This is a genomic window from Arsukibacterium sp., assembly GCF_018402695.1.
Classification (GTDB): Bacteria; Pseudomonadota; Gammaproteobacteria; order Enterobacterales; family Alteromonadaceae; genus Alishewanella.
The window spans coordinates 117003-142835 of the sequence record NZ_JAGYIM010000016.1 but is presented as its reverse complement, the minus strand read 5'-3'; the positions used below and the strand labels follow the sequence as shown (position 1 = coordinate 142835).

Below are 25833 nucleotides of genomic sequence, written 5' to 3'. Positions count from 1 at the left end.
AACAAACAAATTTTTATCGTTTTTTGCTGCAGCTTGCCGGCATAGGCTTTACACTATCTGACACAGAAATTTTTAAGGAATCGTAATGGCTGATTGGGGTATTGAAAAAGCACGTTCTATTTATAACGTTGCCGTATGGAGTGAAGGCTATTTTGATGTGAACCAGGATGGCAACTTAATTGCGTATCCGGATCAGGATCATAGCAAAGCCGGTATCAGCTTTCCTGAGCTGACCAACCGCTTTAAAGAAGAAGGCCTGACCCTACCGGTACTGGTGCGCTTTACTGATATTTTGCAGCACCGGGTTGATACTCTGATTACCTCATTTAGAAATGCTAAAGCCGAAAAAGACTATCAGGGCAAATATACCGCGGTTTATCCGATAAAGGTTAACCAGCAGTTCTCGGTCGTAAAACGGTTAATCAGCCACGAGAGTGGCAAAGTTGGCCTGGAAGCCGGTAGCAAGCCTGAACTGATGGCTATTCTGGGCGTTACTGAAAAACCGTTACAAATTGTCTGTAATGGCTACAAAGACAGCGAGTTCCTGCGCCTGGCGACTATTGGCCAGATGATGGGCCATACGGTATATGTGGTAGTGGAAAAGCTGTCTGAACTGAAAACCCTGCTGCGGGAAATTGATAATTTAGGCGCAGCACCACGGATTGGTATTCGCATTCGTCTAAACTCGGTCGGCAAAGGCAAGTGGCAGAATACCGGCGGTGAAAAAGGCAAATTTGGTTTAACGGCTACTCAGGTATTGCAGGCGATTGATGTGTTACGTGCCGCAGGCAAGCTCGACTTATTGCAGTTGGTCCATTTTCATATTGGCTCGCAAATTGCCAATATCCGCGATATTCATAACGCTATTCGCGAATGTGCCCGCCATTATGCTGAGCTGCGTACTTTAGGTGTGCCTATTACCACCGTTGATGTCGGTGGCGGTTTAGGGGTCGACTATGAAGGCTCGAAATCACGTTCAGCCTGCTCGATGAACTACACCATGATGGAATATGCCCGCAATGTGGTAAATGGCTTGAAAGAAGTATGCGATGAATACGACCTGCCGCACCCGAATATTATTACTGAGTCAGGTCGGGCGATGACCGCACACCATGCGGTACTGGTGACCGATGCGATTGATATAGAGCGGGCGCCGGGCCTGGTCAATTTGCCTGAGCCAAGTGAAGACGCACCTACCGTTATTTTGGGGTTATGGGAAGCCTATCAGAATGTGACGCCACGCTCGGCAGTAGAAGCCTACCACGATGCCATTCACTATTTTACCGATGCTCACGCCCAGTATGTGCATGGCTTACTGACGCTGCAAGACTGGTCGCTGCTGGAGCAAATTTACTTTGCCACCATCAATAAAGTGCGGGCCAACCTCGATTTATCGGCACGCTCGCACCGGGCTATTCATGACGAGCTGAATGAAAAGCTGGCTGATAAGTTATTCGTTAACTTTTCTTTATTTCAGTCAATGCCAGATGCCTGGGGGATCGACCAGTTGTTTCCGGTGATGCCGTTAGAACGGATGCTGGAACCACTGGACCATCGGGCAATTATTCAGGATATTACCTGTGACTCAGACGGCCAGCTGAAGAGCTACGCCGATGGTAATGGTATAGAGTCGAGCCTGCCACTGCCGGTGTATAAAGAAGATGAGCAATACTTGCTGGGTATGTTTATGGTCGGTGCCTATCAGGAAATTCTGGGTGACTTACACAACCTGTTTGGCGACACCGACTCCGTGCATGTTGAACTGACCGATGATGGTGGTTATAAATTAACCAACATCATCAAGGGCGATACCGTTGCCGATGTGCTGCGTTATGTGCAGTTTGATGCCACGAAACTGCTAATGTCGTACAGTAAACAGCTGGCTAAACTGGATATGACTGTCGAACAGAAAGACGCCTTACTGGATGAGCTGAAATCCGGCGTTTATGGTTATACCTATTTCGAAGATTAAGCTAGAATAGCCACTGATCGGACAAGTACAGAGCAGCCCATGGCTGCTCTGTTTGTCTTTAACTTAATTCGTGTTGCCAGTAGCGGCAGTACTATACCCAAACAACTTGAAGATGCAGGTAGGCGGCAAGTGAGCGAATCCCCATGAACATAGGCAAACTATGTGATTGGGGTGAGTGAACGTAGCCAACACCGCTGCAACTTCAAGTAGGACGGGTATAAATGATCAGGTGCGCTATGTTATCTTTTTTACCCAAGCCCATTGTTGGCGTATTGTCTGTATTACTGTATTTTTTCAACACCCTGTTCTGGTTTGTACCGGTGGTAATACTGGCAATATTAAAGCTGCCGCCGGTGACCCGCTGGCAAAGCTGGATGACCTATTTGCTGGATGCCTGTGCCGTCGCCTGGATCAGCGTAAATAACTTTACCACCGCCATTTTTACCCGTATTCGCTGGAATGTGCAGGGGCTGGAGCAGCTTTCAAGTAAAGACTGGTACCTTATTTTAGCTAATCATCAATCCTGGGCCGATATTCTGGTGCTGCAGAATATTTTTAACCGCAAAATTCCGTTTATTAAGTTTTTCCTGAAAAAAGAGCTGATTTATGTGCCGCTGCTGGGCATTTGCTGGTGGGCACTCGATTTCCCATTTATGAAACGGTACAGCAAAAGTTTTTTGAAGAAAAACACGCATTTACAAGGCAAAGATATTGAAACTACCCGCAAGGCGTGTCGTAAATTTCAGTTCAAACCCACTACTATTATGAATTTTGTTGAAGGCACCCGTTTTACCAAAGAAAAGCATGACTTGCAGCAATCACCGTTTCGCCGCCTGTTAAAACCTAAGGCCGGCGGTGTCGCTTTTGTCTTGGGGGCCATGGGCAATCAACTGCATAAAATGCTGGATATCACTATTTACTATCCGCAGGGGATCCCCAGTTTCTGGGATTATATTTCAGGTAAAGTTCGTGATATAACAGTAAACATTAAAGTATTACCGATCACCAACGATTTGATCGGCGACTATAACGATCCGGTTTACCGCGAGCGCTTTCAGCAGTGGGTAAACCAGTTATGGCAGCATAAAGATCAGGAGTTGGCCGCATTAGCGCAAAAAGGAGTAGGCTGATGTTACGTTTTTTGCCCGGCTGGTTACTGTTACCCGTCAGTTTTAGCTGCTTTGCCCTGAACCTGGCATTCTGGGGGATCGTCGTCACCCCTATTGGCATTTTTAAACTGCTGCTACCCTTTAAAAATGTCCACCGAGTGTTGGCAATGGCCGGTCGCAGTTGTTTTCGGGGCTGGACCATCGTTAATACCAGCCTGATTAATCTGTTTAACGATGTCGACTGGCAAATCAGTGGGGAGCAAACCCTGGACCGGGAAAGCTGGTATTTACTGATTGCCAACCACAAAAGCTGGCTGGATATTCCGGTGGTCAGCGGTTTTGCGCATAAGCTTATTCCTGAGCCCAAGTTTTTCTTAAAAGACCAGTTAAAGTGGATACCATTTTTAGGCACGGGCTGCTGGGCGCTCGATATGCCCTATATGAAACGATACAGTGCGGCAACCCTGGCTAAATACCCGCATTTAAAAGGCCGGGACATTGCTACCACCCGGAAATCCTGTGCCAAATTTTTAACGGTACCCACGACCATAATTAATTTTGTCGAAGGCAGTCGCTGTACCGAGCAAAAGCGCCTGGCCAGAAAAAGTCCGTTTCAGTATTTACTGCCACCCAAAGCAGGGGGTATTGCTTTCACCCTGGCCAGCATGGGCGAGCAGTTTACTGCTATCCTGGATGTAACCTTAATTTACCCCGACAACCAGCAGCATGTGGCGTTAGATATGCTGATGGGCCGCCTAAAACGCATTGTAATAAAAGCTGAGGTGCTGGCAGTTGATGAACAGGTGATTGGCGATTACTTTAACGACCCGGCCTTTCGCGAGCGTTTTCAGCTGTGGTTAAATCAGCGCTGGCAGACTAAAGATCGGCATATTCAAGCGTTTTATCAGCAGGAGCAACAAAGCAGTACCGCGCAGCAACTGGTCTGTTAGTGTTTACAGGCTGGTCAGGCTGGCACAGCTTGGCGGGTCGCCTGGATCAGTAAGTTACGCGGCGTTACCTGGTAGTCACAAAATGCATTTAGCTGTACCTGATAGCCTTGCTGTTCCAGGTACAGCGCGCGATCTAATACCAGCCAAAGCTCCAACGGCCGCCGGAACAAATGCCGCACAAGCTCAATCCGGCGCACCAGCGCAGCATGCTCTGTGCCTCGAGCCAAATAGCCCTGCCAGTCTGGCGCCTTGGGCAGGCTCAGCTGATGCTGGCCGGCTGCCCAGCGAGCGAAATCAGCAAATTCACCACTAAACCAATGCTTGGCTACTGAAGAGAGTGGCCGGTAGCTGCTGTCACCGGTAACATCCGCCCGCAGCGCCTGATACGCCAGGCGCCACTGCACTTCAGTATGGCGCAGCTTTGCAACGCGGGCACCCGCGGTAACCTGGCCTTGCACCGCCAGTTTTAAGTCATGCTGACTGAGCACCAGGTCATGCTGCCGGCCAAGTAGCGATAACGGTTGGTAGTGCTCGTCGGCAATTAAGTGATAACAACAGGGCACCACGTTCAGTTGCTGACAACCTGCGGCAACGGCCTGTTGCAGTAACTGAATATGTAACTGGCCACAGGCATGCAGCGCCAGCACCTGTTGCTGTGGTGCTAACACGGCGCTGCCTGCCGCCGTTAGCACATCGGCATGGACAAAGCGTTGCGGAAGGTGAAACTGGGTGGCCAAAGCACTCCCATCAACACAGAGTTGCTGCTGCCATTCAATGCTGGTTACTGAGCGGTTAAATTGCCAGGCCAGCAGACGGCCTAAATGGCCTTTACCGGCGCACCATTCCAGCAGTGGTAACTGGCTTGGCGGCAATTGCTTAGCAAAGGCGGCAATTTGCGCTAACTTGCGCCCACCAATACCATTGGCCAGCCAGAACGGCACCGGCTTCAGTTCAGTGGCCGGCAATTCAGCAGCGGCCGCGCTCAGATATTGCTCCAGCTGCCCCAAACCAGCAAAATGCTCAGCAAAATGCTGCTGTTGCAATGCCGGGCTCTGGTCAATTGCGGCCAACGCGTGCTCTGGCAAACTTAGCAGCTTTTGCTCAAGTGCCGGGTTGTGCCATGGCAGTTGCTGCCAGGCAAAAGGCACCAGCTGCCAATAAGCCCGGTATTGCTGCAGCAGCGCACTGCACTTGCCAAAGGCCTGTTGCAGCGCGGAAGTATCAGTCACCAGCGGTCACTAATACAGCAGGCTATACAGCTTGCGCCGGTATTGGCTGGCCACTGCATCGCCTTTTGGTAAGGCAGCCAGAATATCCAGATACAGCTTTTTACTGTCACCGTAGTTAAGATCCTGCTGCAAAATACCGAGTAGCAGCGCCAGGGCTTCTTCACTGCGCTGCGCAGCCTGATACTGTACCGCCAGCTGCTCTTTAATGCTGTTGTCATCGGGGCTGGCAGCCAGTTGCTGCTCCAGCGCCCGGATTTCCGGGGTGTCGGCCGCTTCCAGCGCCAACTCTAATTTGGCCATCACTGCTTTATAGACACTGTCCTGATCGGCCAGTTTCACTTGTGCCAGTAAGGTCTCGGCCTGCGGCAACTGGCCAAGGCTAATGGCGGTATCGGCCAGCCAGACTTTCAGCTCAGCGCGCTCAGGGGCTAACTCCAGTGCCTGTTTAAACAACGGATAGGCTTCTGCCGGGTTTTGCTCAGCCAGAAACTGCTCTGCCCGGCTAATCAGTTCATCTTCCGGTTTGGGCAAGTAAGGCTGTAACCGGGCCATAATAGCCTGCTCGGTTTCAACCCCGGCAAAACCATCGACCGGCCGGCCGTCTTTAATCAGCATCACGGTCGGCAGTGACTGCACGCCAAACTGCATGGCTAAGTCCTGTTGCTGGTCGCAATCTACCCGGGCCAGTAAGAGTTGCTGAGGGTATTTTTGCACTATTGCCGTTAACACCGGCGTCAGCTGCTGGCAGCCTTCACTGCGAGCCGAATGAAACTGAAACAGTACCAGCAGCTTATTCGATTGCTCCAGTACCTCGCGGGCATTCTGGATATTGACTTCAACAATGGGGCTTTGCATAACTAACAGGTCCTGTGTTTCGCCGTAATAGCTGTACTATGTGGCCGGGTGCGCCATTTTACAAGCACAGCACAGCTGACGGCAAATCCGAAAAAACCATCGACATTGCATCTGACATCCCGTAAATTATCAGAGCGTTCAGATAATACGACTTCAAAAGAAGCAACAACAAGAGCGCCATAGTTAACAACCCGTCCACGTAGCAAACAGGCAGCATCAGTTAGCATGCTGCAAATTATTAAGCCAATGCGCGGTTTCCGGCATTGGCCTTACGCTTTTGCTATATAAAAACTATGAGACAACACCATGACAAGCCAAACTAAACAAACCGAGATGTTATCGGGTGCCGCTATGGTTATCCGGGCGTTGGCCGATGAGGGCGTTGAGTACCTTTATGGCTACCCTGGTGGCGCAGTGCTGCATATCTACGATGCGTTATTTCAGCAGAGCAAAGTAAAACATGTGCTGGTGCGCCACGAGCAGGCGGCCACCCATATGGCCGATGCCTATGCCCGGGCCAGCGGCAAAGCGGGCGTGGTGCTGGTTACTTCCGGCCCCGGCGCGACCAATGCGGTTACCGGCATTGCCACCGCCTATATGGATTCTATTCCGATGGTGGTGTTAACCGGCCAGGTGATGAGCCATTTAATTGGTGACGATGCCTTTCAGGAAACCGATATGCTGGGCATCTCGCGGCCAATTTGTAAGCACAATATGTCGGTGCGCCGGCCGGAAGATATTCCGGCGATTATTAAAAAAGCCTTTTACATTGCCCAAAGTGGCCGGCCAGGGCCGGTGGTCATTGATATCCCGAAAGATATGACCATCCCGAGCCAGACGTTCCCGTACCATTACCCCAGCGAAGTGAAGCTGCGCTCGTATCAGCCAAAACTAAAAGGCCACAGTGGCCAGATTAAAAAAGCGATTAGCGCATTGCTGACAGCGAAAAAGCCAATTTTGTATGCCGGTGGCGGGGTGATTATGGGCGGCGCCTCGGACGAGCTAACTGAACTGGCGCAAGTGCTGAATTTACCGGTTACCAACACCCTGATGGGCCTGGGTTGTTATCCGGCCAGCGATAAACAGTTTATTGGCATGCTGGGCATGCATGGCAGCTATGAAGCTAACCAAACCATGCACCACGCCGATCTCATTCTGGCAGTTGGTGCCCGCTTTGACGACCGGGTAACAAACAACACTAAAAAATTCTGCCCCGATGCCACTATTATTCATATCGATATCGACCCGGCCAGCATCAGCAAAACCATCAATGCCCACATACCGATTGTCGGCCTGGTAAAACCGGTACTGATTGAAATGCTGGAATTGTTGCAGCAAAAGAAGAAGAAACTGGACAGTGCTGCCATGAAAAAATGGTGGCAGCAAATTGACGAGTGGCGCGCCGTACACGGTGGCCGCTACGACAGCGAAGCACCTTTATTGAAGCCGCAGTATGTGATTGAGCAGGTAAGCAAAATTACCAAGGGCAATGCGTTTGTTTGCAGCGACGTTGGCCAGCACCAGATGTTTGCGGCCCAGTATTATGGCTTTAACAAACCCAATCGCTGGATTAACTCCGGTGGCCTCGGCACCATGGGCTTTGGCCTGCCGGCCGCCATGGGGGTAAAACTGAATTACCCCGACGCCGATGTAGTCTGTGTTACCGGCGAGGGCTCGATTCAGATGAATATTCAGGAGTTATCAACCTGCAAGCAATATGGCCTCGGGGTAAAAATTATCAATCTGAATAACGGCTACTTAGGCATGGTGAAGCAATGGCAAGACATGAACTATGAATCACGTTATGCCAGTTCCTATATGGATTCACTACCCGACTTTGTCAAACTGGCCGAAGCCTATGGCCATGTTGGCATTCGGGTAACCGAACCCGAGCAACTTATGCCGGCACTGGAACGGGCGTTTGCCCTGAAAGATCAGCTGGTATTCCTCGATATTCATATAGACCCGAAAGAGCACGTGTACCCGATGCAAATTCCGGGTGGCGCCATGAATGAGATGTTTTTAAGCAAAACAGAGAGGACTTAACATGCGACATATAATTTCTGTGCTGCTGGAAAACGAATCAGGCGCCCTGGCGCGGCTGGTAGGCTTGTTTGCCCAGCGCGGTTACAACATTGACTCACTGACGGTGGCCCCTACTGAAGACGCGACTTTATCGCGCTTAACCCTGGTAACCCATGGCAATGATCAGGTAATTGAGCAAATCACCAAGCAACTACATAAACTGATTGAAGTGGTAAAGCTAACCGATCTGAATGACGCGCCGCATCTGGAACGCGAGCTGATGCTGGTTAAAGTTAAAGCCAGCGGCGCCCAGCGCGATGAAGTGAAACGCTGCGCTGATATTTTCCGCGGTCAGATTATCGACGTTACCGCCAGCACTTACACCGTGCAGCTAGTGGGTACCAGCGATAAACTGGATGCCTTTATTCAGGCATTAGCCGGCACGCCGATCCTGGAAGTGGTGCGCAGTGGGGTTTCAGGCATCGCCCGCGGTGAGAAAACCCTGGCGCTTTAATAGCAACAGTAATACCGAAAATAACTAAACATTTCTAAGGAAGGGCTGGAACCTCATTCCGGTCGGCACAGAGTGTCTGAGTGAGCGCGCAAGCGCGAGCGAGTTGCTGTGCTGAGCCGGGGTGAGTGTTGCAGCCCGAACGTTAAGCCAGCCAGATTTAGTCACTTATTAAGGACTAAAAGCGAGTTTCCAGCCCTGTTGCAAATCTATGTCTTAAGAAACCCAGCCGCTGCGTTTACATCAAACAGTGACAATGCTACTTTCAGCTGACATCCTTTTCTGAAACCGTTGGTACCAATGCAGTTAGCCCGAGTACTTTTCTTTGTCAGCGTCGCCCTAAACATAACCATTAGCAGGGTATGCCATGCGGATGCCAGTTTGCCACCAGTATTAAACAGCTACCCCAAGTGTGAGTATCAGGTACTGCAGCAAGCCGAAGCCACTGATAAAACCGTAGCACGGGATGATGTTGTCGAGGCGGCCAAACAAACCCTACGGCAAAACGCTATCGTTAAAATTCGCCAGCAAGCTGCAGCCATTAGTGCTGAGGCTGTTATTTTAACTGATGTTCAGGGTGTTATTAGTAATAGTGAATCGCTAAGAACGATCAGGCATGCCGGCGCCGAAGTTAGATACCGGGTCGCCGCAGAATTAATTTCATTGTGTCAGGAAGATCAGGACTTACCTACCGTTTATACGCCTTATAACAATGCAGGTATCAAGCAAGCCCAAACCCGGCAAGCGTCTGGTGGCGCGACCATGCAATTTGATATTGCAATACCGGTAAAGCCCCACCAAACCAATAATGAAGCACCGCCACTGGTCAACACAATTTCACTACAACAGGGGTTTTATGGCGCTAAGATCGGCATGACGCCCGGACAAATCCAGGCATCATTTGGTATGCCCGACGCTGAGTTGACGCTGCAAAATGATTACACTGTCTGGATTTATGGCCAGGAACATCAGGTGGTGTTTGCCGGCAATACTGCCGTTGCTTTTAGCCAGCGCAATAATATTCTGTCGGCCGAAATTAAGAAGCGTATGGTTGAGAATCCACGCTTTCAACAACTCGATTGGCGGCTGGACAACACGTTCAGCCGTCGAGCCACCTTAGCTGAGCTCAAAGCATTTTATCAGGATAAGCTGATACCGCTGGATCAGAATCGGTTTGCTCTGCACAACGAGCAAAGCGCGATTACTCTGCAATTTGCGTCCTATCTGGACGTGAAAACTAATAGTAACCAATTGCAGTTAGTGGATGTCAGTCTGGCATCAGCACAATTTATGGCCAGCCAACTGCAACTCAAGTTACCAGAACCCGACTCGCTGCTATTACTTAAACAGCACCTGACGACGCTTGGCACCGCCACTGAAGCAGGGTCTTTTGCCGTGCCGGCTATCGCATTTTTTAATCGTAGCCGGTTAGCTGATGGCAGTGAACTTATTGTGTTAGGCCCAGCGTTGGCGTTAAGTATTAATGACAACCGAATTGTCGGGCTTACGGTAACCAATATCGCTATTGATTATGCGATCAGTGATATTCAACAACAACTGGTTTCACTTGACTTGCCAGCTAGCAGAGCTGATTTTATGACGCGTTTCCCTGAAGCATTCGACAGCCTGAGCCAACTTACCTTGTATGGTGATCACAGTGAAGTGAAGGCAACTTATGACGATGATGAGTTGATAGACAGCCTATATATCCGTTGGTATTAATCGCCACGCGTTAGCAGCTCTCTCAGGCAAAAATGCCACTGAACCAGGCCAAAAATAACACGGCAAAGCCCACCAGATAAACCAGGCCCGCCCAACTAAGTATTTTTAGCGGCCAACTCAGACTGTTAGTTCCTTTGTCCGACCCAGTCATCAGGCTGTAATTCAGCCAGGCGAATACCGGGGTGGTTAAAAACGCCAGCGTCATGGCAAAGGTTAGCAGCGGGCCCAGGGCGGCGCTGAAAAACAAAATGAGTGCCATGCCACTGGCAGCCTGCACCAGCAACCAGATATTCAGGCTATGCCGGCTGTCGTGCCGTTGCCAGCCGAGCAAGATAAACGACTCGTTTAAGGTCCGGGCATAGCCATCCAATACAGTTATAGTAGTACCAAACATACATAAAAACGCAATTAATGCCACCAAAGGCCGGGCCCAATCGCCGATGGTACTGGCGTACATGCCGATAAGCTGCTGGGCGAAGGCGGCACCGGCCAGCGCAATATTCTGCTCTGAGCCGTATTGCACCAGAGCCCCCAAACTGACAAACACCAGCGCCAGTGCTGCGGTTAACCAATAACCCAGATTAAAGTCAAACAAGCCTTGCTGAGGGCTAATCGCCTGCTGACGCAGTTTAGCCTTCAGCCACAAGGAACTGATGGCCGAAATTTCAATCGGGGCCGGCATCCAGCCCATTAGCGCGACCAGAAAACCCAGCATCGCCAATTGCCATGGCGAGGGGCCCACAAACTCGACTGGCGCATTGGCGCCATTACTGGCAGCGATAATAGCGGCCGCCACGGTAGTGACTGTTAGCAGTAACATGATCAACTTGGCAACCTTATCCAGCGCCCGGTAATGACCCAGTAGCAAAATAGCCAGACAAACCAGCAGGATCAGCGCGCAAAGCAGGGGTACGGCTACCGGCCAGGGCAGCGCATAATGCAGCAGGCTGGCGGTTAATAACAGCACACCAGCGGTATTGACAACGGCCGCAACAATATTTAACCCAATAAAGCTGTAGAAATAGGCCTTACCCTTGCGCTGATAGCCCCGTAGTAAGCTTTCTTTATGCTCAAGCGTGTACTGCACGCCAAACCGGAAAAACGGATACTTTAAGATATTGACCAGTAAAATTAGCCAGATAAGCTGCCAGCCAAATAACGCGCCAGCCTGGGTAGAAGCCACCAGATGCGAACCGCCAATAGCGGCCGTTGCCATTAAAATACCCGGGCCTAATGCCTGTAAACGGCCACGCCACCCTTGTTGCTGAGCTTGCATAGTCTACACTGCTTATTGTTATTTGTTGGTGGCTAGCTTAGCCTAAGCAAATTTATGATGCAGCAACAGTTTTACAACGCGGCTAAACAATAAAAGGTAGCAGCATGCAGGATGAACAGCTCGACCAGGCTATGTTATTTGAGGTAGTGGAAAATCAACTGGCAGACAACTATCCAACCGAAGTAAAGGCTACCCTGATGCGCCTGCGGATGACCGGCACCAGCTATGATGATGCCATAGCGTTGATCGCCTGTGCGCTGGCACCGGAAATGGTTGATGTCATTGAGCATCAGCAAAGTTTTAATTTAACACGCTATGTCAGCCACTTAAATTTGTTGCCGCAAACCCCCTGGCTGGAGGAATAAATACCATGACCGCTGACGAAATTATTCATCAGGCCTGGCAACAGCGTTTTGTGCTGGCAAATGATGGCGAGCAGGCACAACTGGATTACCAGCTGGCCGGCAATACCATTAATTTTACCAATACCTTTGTGCCACCTGAATTACGGGGGCAGGGTCTGGCAGAAAAGCTGGTGCGCCACGGCCTGGCCTGGGCCCGCGAGCAAAACTTAACTATTTATGCCAGCTGCTGGTACGTAAAAAAGTTTTTAAACTAGCCGTATTTTGGTGCAGTAAGGTAGTAACACGCAGCAAAGTGTAACAACGCATCACAGTGAACGCTGTCGTGATGGCTTTTATTAACGTTGAAAAGGAAAATTTATGTTAACTCGCCTCACCTCTATACTATCTGCATTAACAGTACTGTTAACCAGTATATTGCTGGTCGCCTGCAATAATACCGCCACGCCAGCTGCTTCATCAGAACAAAGCAGCGCAAGTGCCAGCACCCCTGTTAATGTGCCGCAATACAGTGCAGAGCAATTTTTTGCTACAAAAACCTATTTTGGTAACGATATTAACCATGATGCCAGCGCGATGCTGGTTGCCTCTGATGAGAGCGGGGTGTTTAACCTGTACCGGGTCAGTATGGACGGTAGCAACTGGCAGCCACTGACCCAGTCGACCACAGATCCGGCCTTTCCGGTCAGCTGGTTCCCCAATGATGACCGGCTGCTGTATACCGCTGATCAGGGCGGCAATGAACTTAACCATGTGTACCTGCGTGAAGTCGACGGTACAGTGCGCGACCTGACCCCCGGTGATAAGCTAAAGGCATACTTTGCCGGCTGGCATAACGATGGCAGCTTTTATATTGCCAGCAACGAGCGCGACCCACGCTTTTTCGACCTGTACCATTACCACAGTGAGGACTATAGCCGCCAGCTGGTTTTCAGCAACAACGATGGTTATGGGATCAGCGCGGTCAGTAAAGATGGCCGCTATCTGGCACTGAGCAAAGAGCGCAATAACGCCGACAATAATTTATTCCTGGTTGATCTGGCCAGTGACAAGCCCAGCCCGCTGTTAATTACGGAGCATCAGGGCAATATTTCGCATCAGATTTACGGGTTTACCCCCGACAGTCAATCGCTGCTATTCGGCGCCAATGCTGACAGTGAATTTGTTGCGGCCTACAGCTATAACCTGCAAAGCGGGACCACCTCGCCCTATAGTAAAGCCGACTGGGATATCAGCTTTATTTATTTCAGTGAAGACAAAAAATACCGGGTGCAAGGGGTGAATGCAGATGCATCAACAGTTATCAGTATTACCGACTTACAAAGTGGTAGAGCGTTGCAGTTACCTGAGTTACCCGCAGGGGACTTACGCAATGTCAGCTTCTCTGACGACAGTAAATACCTGAGCTTTTATTTAAATGCCGATAACAGTCCATCCAATTTATATGTCTGGCAGCTGGGCAGCCCACAGGCGCAGCGCCTTACCCAAGCGCTGGATAGCAGCATTGACGAGCAACATCTGGTGCAAAGTGAAGTCGTCCGGTTTAACAGCTTCGATGATGTGACCATTCCGGCGCTGCTGTACAAGCCACATCAGGCTAACCCCAATGCCAAAGTGCCGGCATTAATCTGGATCCACGGTGGCCCGGGTGGTCAGTCACGTACCGGCTACAGCCCGATGATCCAGCACCTGGTCAATCACGGTTATGCTGTGTTGTCGGTAAATAACCGCGGCTCATCGGGTTATGGCAAAACCTTTTATCATCTGGATGACCTGCGCCATGGCGAAGATGATTTGCAGGACATTGTTTACGGCAAAAAGTATCTGCAAACCCTCGACTGGGTGGCAAGCGAGCGGATTGGCGTGATTGGTGGCAGCTACGGCGGCTATCTGACCATGGCTGCGATGGCTTTTACTGATGAGTTTGAGGTAGGTATTAATATTTTCGGGGTGACCAACTGGGTTCGTACCCTGGAAAGTATTCCACCATGGTGGGAGGCATTTCGTGAAGCGCTTTATGCTGAGCTGGGCGATCCGGCAGTGGATGGCGAACGGCTGCGCCGGATATCTCCGGTATTTCATGGCGATAAGGTGAAAAAGCCGGTGCTGGTGGTGCAAGGGGCAAACGACCCGCGGGTATTGCAGGTAGAAAGTGATGAAATGGTCGACGCTATTCGTGCTAACGGGGTGCCGGTAGAGTATGTGTTATTTGATGATGAAGGCCATGGCTTTTTGAAAAAGTCGAACCGGATAAGCGCGCAGCAAGCGTATCTGAAGTTTTTAAAACAGTACTTATAAACCAGTTACTGTTGTTAACGTAAAAATGAAAACTGATTACCGCCACGGCGCTGTGCATAACGCATCGCTGCGGCGGCTCGTTCAGCCAGTAATCCTGCTTCATTACCGTCTTCCGGAAAACGGCTGATGCCAATGCTTACTTCTATACCCAGCTGCTCTGGACAAATGCCATTGAGTAATGCCAGCTTCTGCATCAGTTTTTCGGCTACCAAGACCACATCATAAATACGGGTTACATCGGTAATCAGCAGTAAAAACTGGCCCTCGCCCTGCTGACTGATACTGTCACACTCGCGAATAACGCCGGTCATTCTGGCCAGGGCTAACTCGACAATCTGCCGGGCAGTCGCCGCACCATACTGGGCCAGAATTTGCTGATAATGATCAAGCTCTACCAGCAGTAAAGCGAAACGTTTCTCATGGCGCTGGCCCTGCTTAATCATAAAGTGCAGCTGACGCTGCATTTGTGATTTATCCGTGGTGTCGCTGTCTCTGGCCTGCTGCTGTTGCTGTTGCAGAGCAAGCAGTTCGACCAGTGTACGCTCAGTCAGCTGCTCAGCTCGCCGTAACGCTTGTTCCAGCTCGTTGTAGCTGCGTCTTGGAGAAAGCAGAATATTGCTGCCCGCCGGCACCGCACTGCCAATATGGCTGATGCTATTCGGTTTGCTGCCCATAGTCCTCTCCACTTTCCTCTGCACTTTGCTCGCTACTCTATCGGGCTTACAACCTGCGACCGCGGAGTAGTCTGACGGCGATGACCACCAGCGCAACCACCAGTAAAATATGAATAAAGCCACCCATGGTGTACGACGACACCAGACCCAGTGCCCATAAAATAAGTAGCAATACAATAATGGTTTCTAACATAACGTGTTCCCTGTTAACTGTCCAAAGAGCCTGACTATACCGGGTTACTGTACTGCTGTATGTGCGCTGCCACACATAGCTATTTATCTTTTGCCACGGTGCGCTAACGCACAGAGCAACAACAAACCGTGCTGTACACTGCATGCTCAAATAACCGAGGACTAGCTTATGAAAACCCATCATGCCTTGTGCGCCCTGATATTAACCCTGCCATTGCTGGCATTAACCGGCTGCGACGCCGGTTCAGCAACAGCCGGTCAGAATGACCGGTTGCAGGATGGCAGCCTGCAAACCACTATTAACGACGCTATTCAACGTGATGCCGCTTTTGAGCATAGTGATATCAATGTGCTGGTTTCCAACCAGGGCCAAGTAACGTTGAGCGGCACTGTTGCCTCAGTTCAGGATAAAAAACGTGCCAGCGAAATAGTGAAGCAAGTTGCGGGCATTAAGATTGTTAACAATGAGCTTGAAGTGGCTACTTCAGGCAGCGCCAATTAGGTTATAACTAACAGGAGTTTTAATTATGAAAGCACAAACTTTTTTCACTATGCTGGTTGTAAGCGTTTGCTGCATTGCACTACTTGGCTGCGGTGCCACCGCCACCCGTGAAGGTACCGGTGAGTATATTGATGACACGGTAATCACGACTAAAGTTAAAGCGGCTATTTTCAATACGGAATCACTGAAAGTGACTGAAATTAATGTCGAAACCTTTAAAGGCGAGGTGCAGTTAAGTGGCTTTGTCAGTTCCGCAGAAGATATTAGCACTGCCATTCGGGTAGCACGTGGAGTAACAGGCGTTACCTCCGTTAAAAATGCTATGCAAATTAAATAATATTACTTTTAGCTATATGTACGTTGCCGCACAGAGTTAACAATTTGCTCAACTATACTGATAACCTGTCAACACAACGATAAGGATCGTCTTATGCCACAATTGGCATTGCAACAGCATGCTGCTGAGCTGCAACCTCGCCCCGAGCATAACCATCTGCTCAATGCCTTATCTGAGGAAGTACAGCAGCGGTTATTTCCGCACCTGGAATTGGTGGAGATGCCGCTGGGTAAAGTGCTGTACGAGTCCGGTGATGTACTGCGTTATGTGTATTTTCCAACTAATTGCATTGTCTCGCTGCTGTACGTGATGGAAAATGGTTCTTCAGCCGAAATTTCGGTGGTCGGTTTTGAAGGGTTAGTCGGCGTAGCGCTGTTTATGGGTGGCGAAAGCACGACCAGCAGGGGCATAGTACAAAGTGCCGGCTCCGCTTACCGTTTGCTGGGCCAGCGAATGAAAGATGAGTTTAACCGCCACGGCGAGCTGTTGCATTTAATGCTGCGTTACTCACAAGCTTTGATTACGCAAATGGCACAGACTGCCGTATGCAACCGGCATCATAGTATTGATCAGCAGCTCTGCCGCTGGTTGTTGCTGTCGCTGGACCGCTTAAAAGACAATCATCTGGTGATGACCCAGGAGCTGATCGCCAATATGCTCGGGGTACGACGGGAAGGTGTCACTGAAGCTGCCGGCCGCTTACATAAAAAAGGCGTAATTGATTACAGTCGCGGCCATATCCTCGTGACCGACCGACCGAAACTGGAACAGCTCAGCTGTGAATGCTATCGGGTCGTCAAGTCCGAAACCGACCGATTGTTGCCATTAAACAAGTTAGCGCATATCCGAAAATGACCTGAGCCCCCGCTAGTTTGCCTTGCCAGCTGCTAAAACCACCCCCTAAACATACTATGTACGGCATCGCACCGACAGTAACCTGACCGCACTATACGCTAAGCCATTCCGGCTTATGCCACTAGCTACAGGTTACTATGTCTGTCTCTGTATTATTACTTTTTCGTACTGCAGTTGATAAGCTTGCTGGTTTGTTATTCAAGCCATTTGCTACGCTGTGCCAACGCAGAGATCACTGGTTTTCTGCCGAATTATGGCAGCAAACCAGCCCCATCCGCGCCGAGTTATTTAGTGTTGAGCGGCTGGAGCTGCACGCCGCCAGCCTGGCTGTCGCCCAACCGATTATCAGGGAGAGTACGCCGCTACAACAGCTGCGGCTGCATTTGCGGCCAGCCCTGCAACAACGGCTTACCGCTAATGCCGATACCCTGCTGCGCGCTTACCGGCAGAGCGCTGCACAGTTGCAAGCCGGCCACAGTATAGTGCCAGCCGCAGAATGGCTGCTGGATAATTATCATATTGTTGAACAGCAAATTCGCGAAATTCGTGACGATTTACCGCCGGGCTACTACCGTCAGTTACCCAAACTGGCCAGCGGTCCCTTTGGTGGTTATCCGCGGGTGCTGGGGATCGGCTGGGCTTACGTCGCCCATACTGACAGCCATTTTGACCCGGCTATTCTGTGCCGCTTTTTAACTGCCTATCAGCAGGTACAGCCACTGAGCATTGGTGAACTGTGGGCGGTGGCCATAACCCTGCGTATCGTGTTACTTGAAAACCTGCGCCGCTTAACCGATCAAATCAGCCAGGGGCTGCGGCAGCGTTCAGCCGCCAATCAGCTGGTCGATGACATCTTAGCCGGTGCAGACTGGCAGCATGCCGTGCGTCAATACCGTACTCCGTTAAACGACAACTTTGCCGCACAGCTTGCCAAACGGCTGCGCGACCAGGACCCTGCCACCACGCCGGTATTGCAGTGGCTTAGCCAGCAACTGGCAACCCAACACGACAACATTGACAATGTGGTGCAAAGAGCCCAGCAACGGTTGGGCGCGTCCAATGTCAGCGTGCGTAATGTGATTACCAGCATGCGCCGGATTTCTGCCATCGACTGGACAGAACTGTTTGAAAGCGTCAGCCTGGTTGATCAGCAACTAGCCCAGGGCAGCCGTTTTAGCGAAATGGATTTTGCCAGCCGCAATCTGTATCGCACCGCTATCGAACAGCTGGCGCGCAGCGCTAAATGCGAAGAATTAATAGTAACCGCCAGGGTACTGCAAAGCGCACGTAATGACGCCGCCGCTTGCGACGATCCGGTACAGGCTGCGCGCGAAGCCGACTGCGGCTATTATTTAGTGGGTAACGGCCGGCCGGCATTCGAGCAACAGCTGGGCATTAAGCCTGGTGCCGGGCGCAGCTTGCGTCAATGGGCCAGCCGCAGCGGTATTAAAGGCTATATCAGCCTGTTTATGCTGCTTAGCAGCGCCTTATTGCTGCTTGCTGGCACGCTGTTGGGGGTCAATGGCCTGCAGTGGCTATGGCTGGCGGTACTTGCCGCCATAGCGATTACTGAACTGGCCAGCGCTCTGCTGCAACACATTCTCAGCCGCTTTAGCACTGCCCGACTGTTACCCGCCCTGGAGTTAGCCCAGGGTATCCCCGCCGAACTGCGCACGCTTATCGCGGTGCCGGTGCTGCTGAGCAATTCTGTTGAGTTGCGCGAGCATTTGCAGCGGCTGGAGGAGCATTATCTCGCTGCCGGCAAAGGCGATATCACTCTGGCCTTGTTATCTGATTTCAGCGATGCAGCACAGCAACAGCTGCCGACCGATCAGGCGCTGTTGCAACAGGCGATAGACGGCATCGCTATGCTGAATCAGCACTATGGTGAAGGTCAGGCCGGGCCGCGCTTTTTATTACTGCACCGGCAGCGTGAATATAACCCCGGCGAGCAAAGCTGGATGGGCAGCGAACGCAAACGCGGCAAATTAAGCGATTTAAATCAGGCGCTGCGCAACGTGGCTAATGCACCAAACCCGTTTTGTGGTAGCAGCCCGGCATTCCCGTTGTTATCCAATAGGGTGCCGGCGCAGGTGCGCTATGTCATTACCCTGGATGCCGATACCCGGTTGCCACGTAATGCTGCGGTGAAACTGGTCGGAAAAATGGCCCACCCGCTGAATCAGCCCCAATTTTGCCCGCAGCAGCAACGGATCATTGCCGGCTACGGCATTTTGCAGCCGCGGGTTACCCCGGCACTGGCCATGGCACAGCGGGGCTCGCGTTACTTGCGTCTAAGCTCAGGCCCGGCCGGCATCGACCCTTACGCCAGCGCGGTATCTGACTTATATCAGGATCTTTTTGCCGAGGGTTCCTTTACCGGTAAGGGCATCTACGATGTAGCTGCTTTCAGCGCCGCGCTGCACGGCAGGGTGCCCGCCAACACCATGCTAAGTCATGACCTGTTTGAAGGCATCTTTGCCCGTGCCGGGTTGGCGTCAGATATTGAAGTGGTGGAGGACTTCCCCAGCCGCTACGACGTGGCGGTGAAAAGGCAACATCGCTGGACCCGTGGCGACTGGCAATTACTGCCCTGGTTATACCGGGCCATGTTTCAGCGCCCCTCTGCCACAGTCCGCATTTCCCTGCTGGGCCGCTGGAAAATGCTGGATAACCTGCGCCGTTCGGTACTGGCCCCCGCCAGTTTTTTCGCATTGACACTAAGCCTGTTGCTACCCTGGCCAATGGCACTGAACGCTACCCTATTATTGCTGACAGTGTTGCTGCTACCGCCACTATTACTGCGACAGTTCAGCTTATTACCCCAACACAGCATTTTGAAAAATGGCGGGGCTATTGCGCTACGCAGCTTATATGGCAACTTGCTGGCTGATCTGGGCCAAACGGTGAGCCAGAGCTTACTGCAGCTGGTATTGCTGGCCGATCAGGCCTGGCGGATGAGCCATGCCATTGGCCTTACCCTGTGGCGCTTACTGGTCAGCCGTCAACACCTGCTGCAGTGGGTCACCACCGCCCAAACCAGTGCACGGCGACCCCTAAGCCTGGCGGGCTATTACCAACAAATGGCGCCGGGCGTGGGGCTGGCCTGGTTAACTGGCGCGCTGGTGCTATGGTTGGCACCACACAACCTGCTGTTACTGTTGCCATTTTTGGCATTATGGCAACTGGCCCCGGCGCTGATGTACTGGCTAAGCTTACCGGCCGGACAGCGCCAGACCAGACTGCTGTCTGTCACCGAACAGAGCAGTTTGCGCTTAATTGGCCGGCGTACCTGGCGCTTCTTTGAACGTTTTGTCAGCGCCGGTGACAATTGGCTACCGCCGGATAATTTCCAGCAGTTGCCCGAGCCGGTGATTGCCCACCGCACATCGCCTACCAATATTGGTGTGTACTTACTGTCGGTGGTCACCGCCCGGGATTTTGGCTGGCTGGGTACGCACGCCAGTGCTGATAAGCTGGAGCAAACCTTTGCTACCTTAGAGCGGCTCAGCCGCTATCAGGGCCACTTTTATAACTGGTACGATACCCAGAGTTTATTACCGTTAGCGCCAGCTTATGTATCATCGGTGGACAGCGGTAATCTGGCCGGGCACCTGCTGGCACTGGCTAACAGCCTGGAAGACTGGCAGCAACAGCTGCTGGCACCGCTGACACGGCAGGGGCTGAGCGATACGCTGGCACTGGCTCAGCTTAGCCTGCAACACTGCAATACCGGCCTGTTGCAGAACCGCCAGCTGCACACCAGCCTGGACACTCTGGCACAGTTGTTCAACGCAACTTCCCGTCCGCTACCGCCCTATCATGAGTTAATTCAGCTGGCGTCGGATGCCATGAATTTTTACCAAAACACTTTTTACCAAAACACTTGCCAGCTGCAGGCTCCCGCCACCGCAGAACAACAGCATAGCGACAACCTGCAGTTCTACCTCCAGGCGCTGCTGCAAACCCTTCAGCAGCACCAGCAAGACAACCTGGCCAGCAGCGCGGCCCAACAGAGCTTGCAACAACGCTTAGCCACTCTGGCCACAGACGCTAGAGTGGCGGCGCTAAGCATGAACTTTACCTTTTTACTGAATACCGAACGTAATTTGCTGTCGATTGGCTATGCGGTGGCCGACAATCAGCTGGACAGCAGCTGTTACGATTTACTGGCGTCAGAAGCCCGCCTCGCCAGCCTGTTTGCCATTGCCAAAGGCGATATCGACAGCAAACACTGGTTCCGGCTGGGCCGCAGCGCCACGCCGCTGGGTAATGGTGCCGCGCTGTTATCCTGGTCGGGGTCAATGTTTGAGTACCTGATGCCCTCGCTGGTGATGCGCGCCGCTGTGGGCAGCTTGCTGGAGCAAAGCAACCGGCTGATTGTGGCGCGGCAAATCAGCTACGGCCTGCAGCACGACATGCCATGGGGTATTTCGGAATCGGCCTATAATGCCCGCGACCAGCATTTAACTTATCAGTATTCCAATTTTGGTGTACCGGGGCTGGGTTTAAAACGCGGCCTGGCGCAAAACCGGGTTATTGCCCCTTACGCCACAGCACTGGCCAGCATGGTCGATGCGCCAGCGGCTTGCAGTAACTTTGCCCGGCTGGAGCAACTGGGGGCGCTTGGCAATTATGGCTTTTTTGAGGCTCTGGATTACACCCCGGCCCGGCAGCCAGACCCCGATCAACCGGTGCTGGTGCAAAGCTTTATGGCACACCATCAGGGGATGACCCTGATCGCCATGCTTAATACACTGCAACAAGGTCTGATGCGTAGCCGCTTTCATCGCGAACCCATCATCAGTGCCTGCGAACTGCTGCTGCAGGAACGGGTACCCCGCGATATCCTGAATGTCCACCCCAAAGCAGAAACCGTCAGCATTGCCGCAGGCGGCAGCGAATCGCTGGTCGAACTGAGCCCAGATCCACGGGCAGGCGGGGCGCCCTATACCCACCTGCTGAGCAATGGTAATTACAGTGTCATGTTAAGTGCAGCAGGCAGTGGCTACAGCCGCTGGCGGGGTGTGGCTATTACCCGCTGGCGCGCCGACAGCAGCCTGGACAATAGTGGCAGTTATATTTTGTTGCGTGAGCGAAGCAGCCCGCAGTTCTGGGCGGTCAGCCTGCAACCTGATGTGCTACACCAGCCAGCGCTTGCTACCGGCCATGAAGTTACCTTTAGCGAAGAAGCGGCAGAATTCAGTGCGCAGCAGCAGCAGATCAGCGCCCGTCTGACGGTGGTGGTGTCTTCCGAGCACAATGGTGAAGTTCGCTGCGTCACTTTATGCAACCATAGCCAACGCGAACAGCAACTTGAACTGACTTCTTATGCCGAACTGGTATTAGGCAATGCTGCCAGCGATACCGCCCACCCGGCCTTTTCCAAGTTGTTTGTGCAAACAGAATTTGTCAGCGAATACGGTGCTATTATCGCTACCCGCCGGCTACGCACCCCAGCGGAAACCCCGTTATGGCTGGCGCATTTTGTCGTGGTAGAAGGCCACAGCAGCGCCGCTCTGCAATACGAAACGGACCGGGCCACGTTCTTCGGTGCCGGCAGCAGCCTGCAGCAGGCCCGGGCAATGCAACAACACCAGGTACTGAGTAACAGCAGCGGCACGGTGCTGGACCCGATTTTGTGTTTACGGCCAACGGTAACCCTGGCAGCCGGTAAACAGTTAAAAGTAGCGTTCTGGACGCTGCTGGCCAGCTCGCGCGAAGAGTTAGTGCAGCTGATTGAGCAGCACAACGAATACAGCGCCTTTGAACGTGCCGCCACCCTGGCCTGGACCCTGGCGCAGGTGCAATTGCGCTATCTGGCCATAACAGTAGCCGAAGCCTCGCTATTTCAGCGCCTGACCGGCCCATTGTTATACAACGATATCCGCTTTCGCGCCCCAGCCGCTGCCATCAGCCGCGGCGCCGGTGCCCAATCCGGGGTATGGCAGCACGGTATCTCCGGTGATTTACCGATAGTACTGCTGCATATTGACGACATCGACGATATCGATAGCGTGCGCCAGTTACTGCGTGCGCATGAGTACTGGCACCTGAAACAGCTACCGGTCGATCTGGTGATTATTAATGAGCGCGCCAGCTCTTACGTCCAGGATTTACAGCAGGCAATTGAAGCACTGGTCCGCAGCAGTCAAAGCCGGCCTGCCGCTGCATTGTCAGGCAGCGGCCCGCAACCCGCTAAGGCACTGCAGCTGGCCAAGGGTAATGTCTATACCTTGCGTGCTGATCTGATGAGCGTAGCCAGCCGCAGCTTGCTGGCCGCTATTGCCCGGGTGGTGTTGTATGCCCGGCGGGGCACGTTACAGCGCCAGTTACTGCGTCTGGCACCTGAGCCGGTACCTGAGTTGCAACCAGCACAGCAGCAAACAGCCGTAATAAATAAACCGCCGCAAGCAGCAGACCCCGCTGTGGCATCAACTGCGGATTATGTTAGCAGCGAGCTGGAGTATTTTAACAGCCTGGGTGGCTTTGCCAGTGATGGCCGGGAATACGTGATTTTACTGGACAACTATCAACGCACGCCAATGCCGTGGCTGAATGTAATTGCCAATGCCCGGTTTGGTTTTCAGGTATCGGCCAGCGGCAGCGGTTATAGCTGGGCCCAAAGCAGCCGCGAAAACCAGCTGACCCCCTGGTCCAACGATCCGGTTACCGATCCCTGCGCGGACGCTATTTATGTACAGGACCAAGCAAGCGGCCAGCTGCTTACCGCCACCTGCGCCCCCATTAACGATGGCGGCCATTACAGTGCCTGCCACGGCTTTGGTTATAGCCGGTTTCAGCATCACACTAATGGCATCCGGTTAAGTTTATTGCAGTATGTCCCGCTGGACGATCCGCTTAAAATTTCCCGCCTGACCTTGCACAACACCTCTGCTACAACCAAACAGCTGCGGGTTACAGCCTATGCCGAATGGGTACTGGGCCGGGATCGCGCCGCCTGCGCCCCTTATTTAATCAGTGAATTTGCCAGTAAGCAGGCGGTATTACTGGTGCAAAACCCCTGGCAAACCGCTTTTGTTGGCAAGGTAGCATTTGCGGCCCTCGGCAGTAACACGGCGTTATCCGGCTGGACCGCCGACCGAACAGAATTTATTGGTCGTAATCGCAGCACCCAAAGCCCGCAGGCTTTGCTGCGCCAGCAGCAACTCAGTGGGGCCGATGGCGCGGCGCTGGATCCGTGCGCTGCCTTACAGCACAGCCTGACACTGGCGCCGGGTGAGCAAATAGAGCTGGTGTTTTTTCTGGGTCAGACTGCAGACAAAGCCAGTGCCCTGGCCCTGGTGCAGCGATACCGTCAGACAGACTTAAGCGCGGTACTGCAGCAGGTGCAGCAGCACTGGCAACAGCTGTTACAGACTGTGCAGGTAAAAACGCCCGACCGCGCTATGGATATTATGCTGAACGGCTGGCTGCTGTATCAGACCATTGCCTGTCGCATCTACGCCCGGGCAGCATTTTATCAGGCCAGTGGCGCTTATGGCTTTCGGGATCAGTTGCAGGACACGATGGCGTTAAGCTTTACCGCGCCAGAACTAACCCGGGCGCACTTATTGCGCGCAGCCGGGCGCCAGTTTGTCGAAGGTGATGTCCAGCATTGGTGGCTGCCCCACAGTGGCCAGGGCGTGCGTGGCCGTATTTCGGACGACAGGGTCTGGCTGGGCTATGCTTGCGCCCGTTATATTGATACCTCTGGCGATAACGCAATACTGGACGAAAACATCAGTTTTTTGCAAGGCCCTCAGCTGGAACCCGGCCAGCATGACGCGTTTTTTCAGCCCATGCCAACCGATACCGCCGCCCCCTTGTACGAGCACTGTGCCCGGGGGCTGGATCAGGCCATCAGCCTGAGCAGCGAACGGGGTTTGCCGCTGATTGGCAGCGGCGACTGGAACGACGGTATGGATCAGGTTGGTAGTGAAGGCCTGGGCGAAAGTATCTGGCTGGGCTGGTTACTGCTCAGCACCCTGCGCCAGTTTATCCCCCTGGCGCTGGCCAGGCAGGACCCCAGGGCAGCAACGTGGCAACAGCACAGCGACAATCTGCTTGGCGCGATGGAGCAGCATGGCTGGGATGACAATTGGTATAAACGTGCGACCTATGACGATGGCAGCTGGCTGGGCAGCCAGCATAGTGACGAGTGTCAGCTGGATTCGCTTAGCCAGTCCTGGGCAGTGCTGTCGGGGATGGCGGACCCCGAGCGCGCGGCCATGGCTATGGCAGCAGTCGATCAGCATTTAGTGCAATCCCAACAACAGTTGCTGTTACTGTTTACCCCCCCGTTTGACCACAGCAGCCACAACCCGGGTTATATCAAAGGTTATCCACCTGGGCTGCGGGAGAACGGCGGCCAGTACAGCCATGCCGCCATGTGGGTAGTGATGGCCTTCGCCAAACTGGGCCAGGCAGACAAGGCGCACCAGCTGTTTGGCATGTTAAATCCGCTAAACCATGCCTTAACTACGACCGAGGTAAGCCGTTACCAACTGGAGCCTTACGTGGTGGCGGCTGATATTTATTCGGTGGCGCCGCATGTTGGCCGCGGTGGCTGGAGCTGGTATACCGGCGCCGCTGGTTGGATGTACCGCGCCGGCGTAGAAAGCCTGCTTGGCATAACCCGCCATGGCAGCCAGATCCGGGTCGCGCCCTGCCTGCCTGGCCATTGGCCGGGCTTTAGCGCAACGGTGCGCATTGGCAGTAGCCATTATCAGTTAGTTATTACGCAGCAGGCTAAGCCCGTTGCAGAACAGGTGGCGCTTACCCTGGATGGGGTGGCAATCACCAGCGACTCCGCCATCTTTGTCAGTCAGCACTGCATCAGCCTGCCGCTGGATAACCAATCACACCAGCTAAGCTGGAACCTGATTGCCATAGCTAATCGCTAAGTGTCGGCTAGCGCACAGACGCTGGCCCGCAGCGCCCTTATGATTATGGCTCAAGGCT

At 52.7% G+C, this 25833-nt stretch carries 18 protein-coding genes; 13 read left to right on the top strand and 5 right to left on the bottom strand.

The window, feature by feature from the left end; translation table 11 throughout:
- The first annotated feature begins 85 nt into the window (after positions 1-85).
- From speA to KG631_RS08220, 3 genes are all read left to right on the top strand, one after another.
- Positions 86-1972: a biosynthetic arginine decarboxylase gene (gene speA / locus KG631_RS08230; protein WP_213997740.1), complete on the top strand. Its 1887-nt coding sequence runs from the start codon at positions 86-88 to the stop codon at positions 1970-1972.
- 236 nt (positions 1973-2208) lie between these two features.
- Positions 2209-3102 carry an acyltransferase gene (locus KG631_RS08225; protein ID WP_213997726.1) on the top strand — a complete coding sequence of 298 codons (894 nt, stop codon included), beginning with the start codon at positions 2209-2211 and terminating at the stop codon, positions 3100-3102.
- Positions 3102-4031 carry an acyltransferase gene (locus tag KG631_RS08220; protein ID WP_213997723.1) on the top strand — a complete coding sequence of 310 codons (930 nt, stop codon included), beginning with the start codon at positions 3102-3104 and terminating at the stop codon, positions 4029-4031. The genes KG631_RS08225 and KG631_RS08220 overlap by 1 nt, the downstream gene beginning before the upstream one ends.
- 14 nt (positions 4032-4045) lie before the next feature.
- Here the strand turns inward: KG631_RS08220 and KG631_RS08215 are convergent, their stop codons facing one another.
- Together KG631_RS08215 and KG631_RS08210 are read right to left on the bottom strand one after the other, a co-directional pair.
- Complete coding sequence (locus KG631_RS08215; RefSeq protein ID WP_213997722.1) at positions 4046-5260, bottom strand: methyltransferase; 1215 nt, start codon at positions 5258-5260, stop codon at positions 4046-4048.
- Positions 5261-5269: 9 nt separating this feature from the next.
- On the bottom strand, positions 5270-6115 hold the full coding sequence (locus tag KG631_RS08210; RefSeq protein ID WP_213997721.1) for a tetratricopeptide repeat protein: 846 nt from the start codon (positions 6113-6115) through the stop codon (positions 5270-5272).
- Positions 6116-6421: 306 nt separating this feature from the next.
- Between KG631_RS08210 and KG631_RS08205 the strand changes: the two genes are divergently transcribed.
- The 3 genes from KG631_RS08205 to KG631_RS08195 all read left to right on the top strand — a co-directional run bounded on the left by KG631_RS08205 (position 6422) and on the right by KG631_RS08195 (position 10373).
- On the top strand, positions 6422-8161 hold the full coding sequence (locus tag KG631_RS08205) for an acetolactate synthase 3 large subunit (RefSeq protein WP_213997720.1): 1740 nt from the start codon (positions 6422-6424) through the stop codon (positions 8159-8161).
- 1 nt (position 8162) lies between these two features.
- Positions 8163-8654: an acetolactate synthase small subunit gene (gene ilvN, locus KG631_RS08200; RefSeq protein ID WP_097110667.1), complete on the top strand. Its 492-nt coding sequence runs from the start codon at positions 8163-8165 to the stop codon at positions 8652-8654.
- A gap of 378 nt (positions 8655-9032) precedes the next feature.
- Positions 9033-10373, top strand: a complete 1341-nt coding sequence (locus tag KG631_RS08195; protein ID WP_213997719.1) for a hypothetical protein — start codon at positions 9033-9035, stop codon at positions 10371-10373.
- A 22-nt stretch (positions 10374-10395) separates the two neighbouring features.
- On the opposite strand, the gene KG631_RS08190 is transcribed toward KG631_RS08195, so the two are convergent.
- A complete protein-coding gene (locus tag KG631_RS08190) occupies positions 10396-11649 on the bottom strand; it encodes a divalent metal cation transporter (RefSeq protein ID WP_213997718.1) in 1254 nt (417 codons plus the stop codon).
- Positions 11650-11753: 104 nt separating this feature from the next.
- On the opposite strand from KG631_RS08190, the gene KG631_RS08185 reads away from it, so the two are divergent.
- The 3 genes from KG631_RS08185 to KG631_RS08175 all read left to right on the top strand — a co-directional run bounded on the left by KG631_RS08185 (position 11754) and on the right by KG631_RS08175 (position 14309).
- Complete coding sequence (locus KG631_RS08185; RefSeq protein ID WP_213997717.1) at positions 11754-12014, top strand: hypothetical protein; 261 nt, start codon at positions 11754-11756, stop codon at positions 12012-12014.
- A gap of 5 nt (positions 12015-12019) precedes the next feature.
- Complete coding sequence (locus KG631_RS08180; protein WP_213997716.1) at positions 12020-12268, top strand: GNAT family N-acetyltransferase; 249 nt, start codon at positions 12020-12022, stop codon at positions 12266-12268.
- Between the two features lie 103 nt (positions 12269-12371).
- Positions 12372-14309: an alpha/beta fold hydrolase gene (locus KG631_RS08175; protein ID WP_213997715.1), complete on the top strand. Its 1938-nt coding sequence runs from the start codon at positions 12372-12374 to the stop codon at positions 14307-14309.
- 14 nt (positions 14310-14323) lie between these two features.
- On the opposite strand, the gene KG631_RS08170 is transcribed toward KG631_RS08175, so the two are convergent.
- Positions 14324-14983: a GGDEF domain-containing protein gene (locus KG631_RS08170; RefSeq protein ID WP_213997714.1), complete on the bottom strand. Its 660-nt coding sequence runs from the start codon at positions 14981-14983 to the stop codon at positions 14324-14326.
- A gap of 46 nt (positions 14984-15029) precedes the next feature.
- A complete protein-coding gene (locus KG631_RS08165) occupies positions 15030-15176 on the bottom strand; it encodes a lmo0937 family membrane protein (RefSeq protein ID WP_213997713.1) in 147 nt (48 codons plus the stop codon).
- Positions 15177-15344: 168 nt separating this feature from the next.
- On the opposite strand from KG631_RS08165, the gene KG631_RS08160 reads away from it, so the two are divergent.
- The 4 genes from KG631_RS08160 to KG631_RS08145 all read left to right on the top strand — a co-directional run bounded on the left by KG631_RS08160 (position 15345) and on the right by KG631_RS08145 (position 25775).
- A complete protein-coding gene (locus KG631_RS08160) occupies positions 15345-15677 on the top strand; it encodes a BON domain-containing protein (protein WP_213997712.1) in 333 nt (110 codons plus the stop codon).
- Between the two features lie 25 nt (positions 15678-15702).
- The gene (locus KG631_RS08155; RefSeq protein WP_213997711.1) at positions 15703-16014 is read left to right on the top strand and encodes a BON domain-containing protein; all 312 of its coding nucleotides are present in this window, start codon (positions 15703-15705) and stop codon (positions 16012-16014) included.
- 93 nt (positions 16015-16107) lie between these two features.
- Positions 16108-16869 (top strand): Crp/Fnr family transcriptional regulator, encoded by a 762-nt coding sequence (locus KG631_RS08150; protein WP_213997710.1) that lies wholly within the window; start codon positions 16108-16110, stop codon positions 16867-16869.
- 137 nt (positions 16870-17006) lie between these two features.
- Positions 17007-25775 carry a glucoamylase family protein gene (locus KG631_RS08145; RefSeq protein ID WP_213997709.1) on the top strand — a complete coding sequence of 2923 codons (8769 nt, stop codon included), beginning with the start codon at positions 17007-17009 and terminating at the stop codon, positions 25773-25775.
- Positions 25776-25833: the final 58 nt, after the last annotated feature.

What these genes read in the sequence shown, in the direction of transcription:
- speA (WP_213997740.1), top strand. Translation starts at nt 86, where the DNA reads ATGGCTGATTGGGGTATTGAAAAAGCACGTTCTATTTATAACGTTGCC.
- KG631_RS08225 (WP_213997726.1), top strand. Translation starts at nt 2,209, where the DNA reads ATGTTATCTTTTTTACCCAAGCCCATTGTTGGCGTATTGTCTGTATTA.
- KG631_RS08220 (WP_213997723.1), top strand. Translation starts at nt 3,102, where the DNA reads ATGTTACGTTTTTTGCCCGGCTGGTTACTGTTACCCGTCAGTTTTAGC.
- KG631_RS08210 (WP_213997721.1), bottom strand. Translation starts at nt 6,115, where the DNA reads ATGCAAAGCCCCATTGTTGAAGTCAATATCCAGAATGCCCGCGAGGTA.
- KG631_RS08205 (WP_213997720.1), top strand. Translation starts at nt 6,422, where the DNA reads ATGACAAGCCAAACTAAACAAACCGAGATGTTATCGGGTGCCGCTATG.
- ilvN (WP_097110667.1), top strand. Translation starts at nt 8,163, where the DNA reads ATGCGACATATAATTTCTGTGCTGCTGGAAAACGAATCAGGCGCCCTG.
- KG631_RS08190 (WP_213997718.1), bottom strand. Translation starts at nt 11,649, where the DNA reads ATGCAAGCTCAGCAACAAGGGTGGCGTGGCCGTTTACAGGCATTAGGC.
- KG631_RS08185 (WP_213997717.1), top strand. Translation starts at nt 11,754, where the DNA reads ATGCAGGATGAACAGCTCGACCAGGCTATGTTATTTGAGGTAGTGGAA.
- KG631_RS08180 (WP_213997716.1), top strand. Translation starts at nt 12,020, where the DNA reads ATGACCGCTGACGAAATTATTCATCAGGCCTGGCAACAGCGTTTTGTG.
- KG631_RS08175 (WP_213997715.1), top strand. Translation starts at nt 12,372, where the DNA reads ATGTTAACTCGCCTCACCTCTATACTATCTGCATTAACAGTACTGTTA.
- KG631_RS08170 (WP_213997714.1), bottom strand. Translation starts at nt 14,983, where the DNA reads ATGGGCAGCAAACCGAATAGCATCAGCCATATTGGCAGTGCGGTGCCG.
- KG631_RS08165 (WP_213997713.1), bottom strand. Translation starts at nt 15,176, where the DNA reads ATGTTAGAAACCATTATTGTATTGCTACTTATTTTATGGGCACTGGGT.
- KG631_RS08160 (WP_213997712.1), top strand. Translation starts at nt 15,345, where the DNA reads ATGAAAACCCATCATGCCTTGTGCGCCCTGATATTAACCCTGCCATTG.
- KG631_RS08155 (WP_213997711.1), top strand. Translation starts at nt 15,703, where the DNA reads ATGAAAGCACAAACTTTTTTCACTATGCTGGTTGTAAGCGTTTGCTGC.
- KG631_RS08150 (WP_213997710.1), top strand. Translation starts at nt 16,108, where the DNA reads ATGCCACAATTGGCATTGCAACAGCATGCTGCTGAGCTGCAACCTCGC.
- KG631_RS08145 (WP_213997709.1), top strand. Translation starts at nt 17,007, where the DNA reads ATGTCTGTCTCTGTATTATTACTTTTTCGTACTGCAGTTGATAAGCTT.